Annotated in this window: 7 protein-coding genes and 1 tRNA gene; 2 read left to right on the forward strand and 6 right to left on the reverse strand. The window is 44.9% G+C overall.

Features of this window, described 5'->3' with window-relative positions:
* Positions 1 to 183: 183 nt before the first annotated feature.
* A complete protein-coding gene (locus tag PX636_RS07555; RefSeq protein WP_502882855.1) occupies positions 184 to 960 on the forward strand; it encodes a hypothetical protein in 777 nt (258 codons plus the stop codon).
* Between the two features lie 75 nt (positions 961 to 1,035).
* On the opposite strand, the gene PX636_RS07560 is transcribed toward PX636_RS07555, so the two are convergent.
* Both PX636_RS07560 and PX636_RS07565 read right to left on the reverse strand, forming a co-directional pair.
* A complete protein-coding gene (locus tag PX636_RS07560) occupies positions 1,036 to 1,827 on the reverse strand; it encodes a TrmH family RNA methyltransferase (RefSeq protein WP_288116644.1) in 792 nt (263 codons plus the stop codon).
* A gap of 91 nt (positions 1,828 to 1,918) precedes the next feature.
* Positions 1,919 to 2,002: transfer RNA gene (locus PX636_RS07565), tRNA-Leu, on the reverse strand.
* 191 nt (positions 2,003 to 2,193) lie between these two features.
* Between PX636_RS07565 and murA the strand changes: the two genes are divergently transcribed.
* Entirely contained in the window at positions 2,194 to 3,507 is a 1,314-nt protein-coding gene (murA, locus tag PX636_RS07570; protein ID WP_288116640.1) for a UDP-N-acetylglucosamine 1-carboxyvinyltransferase, read from the forward strand.
* A gap of 122 nt (positions 3,508 to 3,629) precedes the next feature.
* Here the strand turns inward: murA and PX636_RS07575 are convergent, their stop codons facing one another.
* From PX636_RS07575 to PX636_RS07590, 4 genes are all read right to left on the reverse strand, one after another.
* Entirely contained in the window at positions 3,630 to 4,232 is a 603-nt protein-coding gene (locus tag PX636_RS07575; RefSeq protein ID WP_288116641.1) for a Uma2 family endonuclease, read from the reverse strand.
* Between the two features lie 428 nt (positions 4,233 to 4,660).
* Positions 4,661 to 5,071 carry a type II toxin-antitoxin system VapC family toxin gene (locus PX636_RS07580; RefSeq protein ID WP_288116642.1) on the reverse strand — a complete coding sequence of 137 codons (411 nt, stop codon included), beginning with the start codon at positions 5,069 to 5,071 and terminating at the stop codon, positions 4,661 to 4,663.
* Positions 5,068 to 5,373, reverse strand: a complete 306-nt coding sequence (locus PX636_RS07585; RefSeq protein WP_002752790.1) for a hypothetical protein — start codon at positions 5,371 to 5,373, stop codon at positions 5,068 to 5,070. Before PX636_RS07585 ends, PX636_RS07580 begins: the two co-directional genes overlap by 4 nt.
* 143 nt (positions 5,374 to 5,516) lie before the next feature.
* Positions 5,517 to 6,473, reverse strand: coding sequence for an RpnC/YadD family protein (locus PX636_RS07590; protein WP_288116643.1), 957 nt, complete (start codon positions 6,471 to 6,473; stop codon positions 5,517 to 5,519).
* Between the last annotated feature and the right edge of the window lie 195 nt (positions 6,474 to 6,668).

Raw genomic sequence — 6,668 nt, forward strand, 5'->3', positions numbered from 1 at the left:
GTCCTGTAGGGGCGAAGCATTCGGGCAATAACCTATCGGTGAAACCGTAGATTTTCTATCCGAATGCTTCGCCCGTACTTTTTCAGCAGACCCTATATAGATGTCGGTTTTAGCAAATTCCCGTTACGAAAATCAAAACTACATAGTATAATGGTACTGTTAATTATTTTTGGAGGTGTAAATATGAGTCTAACAGAAAATCAAAAAAACCTTTTACGATGGATAGTCAAAGAAGTACGGGCTGGTCATCTTCCCGAGGGCAATATTTTGTGGGGTCCTCAGGTTTTCAACGGCCCTAGTTGGCCAAATTACACGGGTTCTGATAGCTGTCCTGAGGTCGAATTCCAAGAGCTCGCTACATTACAAGACCATCGTTATATTAAGTGGCAAAGAATAGCCTCGGATGAATACAAGGGCGCTCTAAGAGGAGAAGCTTATGAAGCGGTTGATTCTAACTTTGCTGAACCCGCCATCAGCAGCCAAAAGGTTTACGCGAAAAACTATTACAACCATGTAGAAACTATGACAGAAAATAAAGGAAACGTCAACATCAGCGGCGTACAGGGAAACGTGAGCGGAATTGCCGCCGCAGGCGAAAACCAAACCATGACCGGGGTTGCACTCGGACAAATTAGCGGTGCGGTCACTAACAGCATCGGTCAACTGCAATCGACGAATACCCCTGAAGCAACTCAACTGGCCACACTGCTCGAACAGCTTCAATCTGCGATCAAAAATGAATCCCACCTAGCGCCGGAAGATAAAGCGGAGGCGATGGAACAGGTCAAAACCCTGGCAGAAGCAGGACAGAAACCCGAAGATAATGCACTCCAAAAAGCGGCAAAAACTGCTTTGAAAATTCTCAAAGGAACGATTGCTGGTTTGCCCGATGCTGCCAAACTGGCCGAGTCATGTGCAAAACTGCTCCCCGCAATCGCTACTTTGCTATCACTTTCTTAGATTGGCTAAATCTCCCCCAATCTCTTTACTGTTGCCTCTTGCCCCTTGCATGAGTGCCTCATCTCAACAAGCAATTCAAATGCGCGGGCAGCTTAATTGTCTTCTAGCTTCGTAGAGGATGACAGCAGTAGCGATCGCAACATTTAAAGATTCCACACCGCCAAAGAGGGGAATTTTCACCGTTTCATCGGCTAAAGCCGCTAATTGGGGCGATAAACCGGCTCCTTCATTGCCTAATAATATTAAAGTCGGACGGGTAAAATCAATCTCCCAGTGGCTTTTGGTGGCTGTGGGTAAAGTCGCGATCGCTTTTACCCCCTGTGCTTGATATTTTTTCACCAAAGCCGATAAATCCGATTCTACCACTAGGGGCGATCGAAACCATTCCCCGGCGGAACTGCGGATCACTTTGGGGTTATCGATTTCGACGCTATCGAGACTTAACCAGATACCCTGTACTTCCGTAGCCACGGCAGTGCGAATAATAGTGCCGAGATTACCCGGATCCTGCAATCTTTCCAAAACTAAGCCCAATTGTAGCGGATTTTGGGGGACTGGATGAAGGTGATCACGGGCAATAGTGGCAATCACACCATCGGGGTTAACCGTGGTTGCTAGGGAAGCGAGGACTTCCGGGGAAACTATCTCGACTCGTTTGGCTTGATTTTGAAGCTTCTCTGCTAATTCTCCCTGTCTTTGCTGCCACCTTTCAGTATAACAAACCGTCTCTAGGGAACAATTCACGGCTAAAGCCGTCTCTAGTAAGTGGGTTCCCTCAATTAAGGACAAATTCTGCTCCTGTCGCTCTCTAGTGCGGTGTAGCTTGCGAATTTGCTTGATTAAAGGGTTTTGAACACTGCTAATCATAGCCGTTACAGGAGAGCGATCGAGATTATAGCCAATCGGATTTTTCACCCCGCTAGGGCTACGCTAAACCACTGCGTCTTGAGGGAGATAATGCGGAACTCGGGACTTGAACCCGAAAGTCTTTGCAGACACTAGAACCTGAATCTAGCGCGTCTACCAATTCCGCCAGTTCCGCATTTTTCTTTCACAATCTTTTATTATACTATCGGACAATCCATAAGTCAAGATAGTTCAGATAATTAAGACAAAAATCGCTTTTCGGGGTAGAATCACCAATAATTTCCTCAAAAATCTGATAAAATGCAGTGTCATTTTGCCAAAGCTCTCCTTAGCCAAGACTGCCAACCAAGATAAATGAATCATCCTATGACCATCGATACCGAGCATCCCTATTTAGAAATTCAAGGTCGTCACTCTCTCAAGGGTGAAGTCAAGATCAGTGGTGCCAAAAATGCCGCTCTAGTGATTATGGCGGGAGCTTTACTCTGCTCCGACGAGTGCCAGATTAGTAATGTACCTGCCCTGGCCGATATCGAGCGGATGAGTCAAATTCTCTCGGCTTTGGGCGTGCAAGTCCGTCGCACCGGAGATAGACTAGAGATTGATGGCAGAGACCTCAAACAAGCTCAAGCACCCTACGATCTCGTCTCCCAGTTGCGGGCCAGTTTTTTCGCCATCGGACCGATTTTAGCCCGTTTAGGAGAAGCAAAAGTTCCCCTCCCCGGCGGCTGCGCCATTGGGGCCAGACCAGTGGATCTGCACGTTAGAGGCCTACAGTCAATGGGTGCAGATGTATTAATTGATCGGGGCATGGTACACGCCCGCGTTAAAGGTAATGGTCGTCTGAAAGGGGCGAATATTTATCTGGATTATCCCAGTGTGGGAGCGACGGAAACCCTAATGATGGCGGCGACTTTAGCGTTCGGGGAAACCATTCTCGGTAATGCGGCCCAGGAGCCGGAGGTGATTGATTTAGCCAATTTTTGTGTTTCCATGGGGGCAAAAATTCGCGGTGCCGGGACCAATACAATTGTCATCGAGGGAGTTTCCCGTCTGCACAGTACCGATTACAGTATCATTCCCGATCGCATTGAAGCGGGGACTTTACTGATAGCCGGGGCAATTACCCGCTCAGAAATTAGTCTTTATCCCGTGATTCCCAGCCATTTAGCTTCGGTAATTGCCAAACTGCACGAAATCGGTCCGGAAGTGGTGGAAGATGGTCCCAATCGTCTCCGGATTATCCCTAGAGACTTAAAAGCCACCGATATCGAAACCCTGCCCTATCCCGGTTTTCCCACAGATATGCAGGCCCAATTTATGGCTCTGTTAACTTTAACCGAGGGCAGTAGCGTGGTTAATGAGACGGTTTTTGAAAATCGTCTGCGTCATGTGGCCGAATTAAAGCGTCTGGGAGCAGATATCAAGGTCAAAGGAAATGTGGCTTTAGTGCGCGGTGTGCCTTTCCTCTCCGGGGCGCCGGTGATGGCCACGGATCTACGCGCTTCGGCAGCTTTGGTGGTAGCAGGATTGGCAGCCCGGGGGACTACTATTGTGCAGGGACTCCATCACCTCGATCGAGGTTACGATAATTTAGAGGGTAAATTAAGAGCATTAGGGGCAAATTTACGCCGGGTTGATCCTTTAGCCTTAGAATTGGCTACCCTGACCCAATCTTAACAGGATGATTAGTTATCGCTGTTCTATCGATGTTGAGTGGATTCTCTTGAGAAACAATATAGAACAGCGTTAATCGTGCTTAGTTGTTCTATATTGACGGAACCTTTCATCAGCGATCGCATTTACCAAATCTTAGCCATTACTAATACAAACCCCGGCAATTCTGGATCACCACTAATGGTTTCAGGAGCATTTAAAATCTCCGGTTCTTGATGGGGACGATAAATATAGACTTGGCGATTTTGGCGATCGATTAACCAACCCAATAAAGTACCATTGGCAATATATTCCTCCATCTTTTTCTGCAAACTGGATACCGTATCACTAGCAGAACGTAATTCAATCACAAAATCGGGACAGATAGGGGCAAAAGAGGTTTTTTGTTTTTCTGTTAAAGCATTCCAGCGTTCTAATTTAATCCAAGCAGCATCGGGTGAACGAATTGCGCCATTGGGCAGCGTAAAACCCGCACTGGAATCAAACCCAAGCCCCGTTCCATCTAGTTCTGACCAGTTCCCCAGTTGCAGAGCTATATTAAAATTGCGATTACCCGTATCTGAAAAAGCAGGAGGCATAACGATCACTTCTCCACTAGCACTGCGTTCAATGCGTAAATCTCGATTGGCTAAACAAAATTCATAAAATTGCTCCTCCGTCATCGGCATAATCCAAGGAAGATCAATCATCAAAGGAGCCGAGGTCGCTTGCACAAGTAGTGTCGTCATATTTTCGCCCTACTCAAGAATTACACGAATTAACAACTGAATGCCCTTCAATCTTAACTTAGCTCTTGTCAACGGCATTATTGACTACTAAAAGATAGAAGGCGATCGCTCTTAACCTTGCTAAAGAAGCCTGACGAAGAGGAATGTAAATATTTATAAAAATGTAGCTTGGGATACAGTTTTTATGGGGAGTGTGTGATTTTCTGTTGTCCGTCTTTTCAGAAAAAGAAACCACAAAAGTCTCCTCATACCATCAATAAAATCCCACAATTACCCTTCATTAATTGGAGGGGTTTTTATCAGTTGACTGTTGATTGTTCACTGTTCCGTGAGCGAGATTTGTCCATAATTCAGCCGACAAACTACTATTAATGCTTGGGCATAGTTTTTCCTGGCTTAGGGGGACTGAAAGTTTAATTTTACCTCTGTTATTCAAATAGAATTATGAAACCCTCTTGCTGAAAATGATTGTCGTGAGTTAACACTTGACTGATTTTTAAGCGCTGCATGACCGTCATTGAAATACAATCTGTCAGGCTATATTCTTTGTCTGGACGGCGGCGGTATAACTCGAAGCCTTGCAGGAATGATTCCAGGTTTTGCGGAATGACTTGAAGGCGGGGATTCTGGAACAGATCATCGATAAATTCGACAGTACGTCGCTTCCGATTTGCTCCCCGGACTGACATAAAATTCAGTAGCTCTACCAAAACTTCATCCGTCGTCACAAGTTTAACGTTTTTGAGACTGGACGTAACTTCTCTGGCTCGTTGATGCCAATTATCTTGGGGATTGATTAAAGCAACCCAGTAGAAAGTGTCGGCAAAAATTTGTTTCATTGCCTTTTCTTGGGACTCCCATAAAGATAATGGTCATGCTCTTCTGCACCGTCAGATGGAAGCGGCTCAAGTTCTTCTTCAGGGAAGTTCAGATTCAACCTATCAACTATCTTTAAAATTGATTCTCCAGTCTCCTCTTGAGATATATCAGAAGCCATGAGATGAGTTTCCAGGGCATCTTTCAGTCGATTTAAAACGCCTTCTAGAGAGCTATCCTGGTAATCAATTGCTGCTAATTCAGGAGATTTGAGTGAATATCCGTCGGGATTCTTGGAGATGACAATGCTGATTTGATTGACCATAATCTTTCCTATCTCAGGCTAATCAAGAATTGGGACTTCTTTAGTCTAGCAAAATAAGCAGGACATTTAAGGTTCTTCAGGATTTGGAAATGATTGTTCATCGGTAATTTTAATTGTCTGTTTTTGAGATTGGGATTGAAAGTTTAATTTTCCCTGAATCTTTCTAACAGTTCTGAGCGAGATAAATTGGCCAGAGAAAGAAGTAAACCGGTGCGTTCCGAGATAGGAAGTTGGGCAATCTGTTCCACCAGACCAGATAATTCTGCATCCAGGCTGCCAAAGCGTCCTTCCAGAAGACTGGTTATCAGGGAATACCGTTCTTCTAAACTGCCTCGTTGTATCCCTTCTTGTATCCCTTCTTGTATCCCTTCTTGTTTCCACTCTTCTCGTTGTTGTAAATAAGCTGGTGATAGGTTCATAATCTCCTCCTGTTCTTCGGCACTTAAATTATCTCTTAATTCCAAACTCTTGCGCCAGTTGGCCAGAATTTCCAGTAAATTCTCTTGGAAAGGATTACCTTCAGGCAATTGCACTAATTCTTCTACTGCTCGTTTCTGTGTCCCTCCTTTCCCTAGCACCCTCAACCATAAAGTCTCCTCATTGACTGGTAATTGATGGATGGCGACGATTCCTGTTTTGAACAGGCTAGGGGAAAAATAAACTCCTTTTCCCCACTCCTCTTTCATCCCCTCTTCCGGTAGGAATGAAGGGGGGATTCCCACGACTTCTTCAATCATTCTCCCCGAAAAAGTAGGCGTTAAAATCCAGAGAACTGGTAGTTCAGCTTCAGTTAGAGTTTTGTTTGTCCGTTTCGCCTTCCTCAAGACCTCGCCATGAACCGCATATAACTTTGAGATGCAACTGCGAATCTCTACCTCGGAGGGTGGATTACGGAAGGGTTCAAATAAGCAGCAAGTCGCCGCCATTTTACCGAGTAAACCCAAGGGTAATTCAGTCCTTGATGCTGTGGCTGGTTCAAACCAGACATCGATTTCTTGAACTTCACTCTTGACTTTCTTGCTCTTTTTAATCGTTCCTAGAGACGCTAAGAGTTCCTCTAAATATTCCTTGGCAAATTGGTCGTGAATTTGGCGTGTCATTGTAGGGGATAATTAAGCCGAGAAAGTGCATTAACAATCTTGTTAGATCATAGCAAGTTTTGAGAATTTATCTTTTTAATCAACAGCACCAGTGTGCGAACCAATCGGCTCTCTTATTCTTTGTGTGACAAGTTTAACTTATATAATAGCGATCGGTCTTTGTGTCCTTTGTGTCTCTGTGGTTCTTTACACTCA

It is taken from the genome of Microcystis sp. M53598_WE2 (genome assembly GCF_030067735.1).
Taxonomy (GTDB): Bacteria; Cyanobacteriota; Cyanobacteriia; order Cyanobacteriales; family Microcystaceae; genus Microcystis; species Microcystis aeruginosa.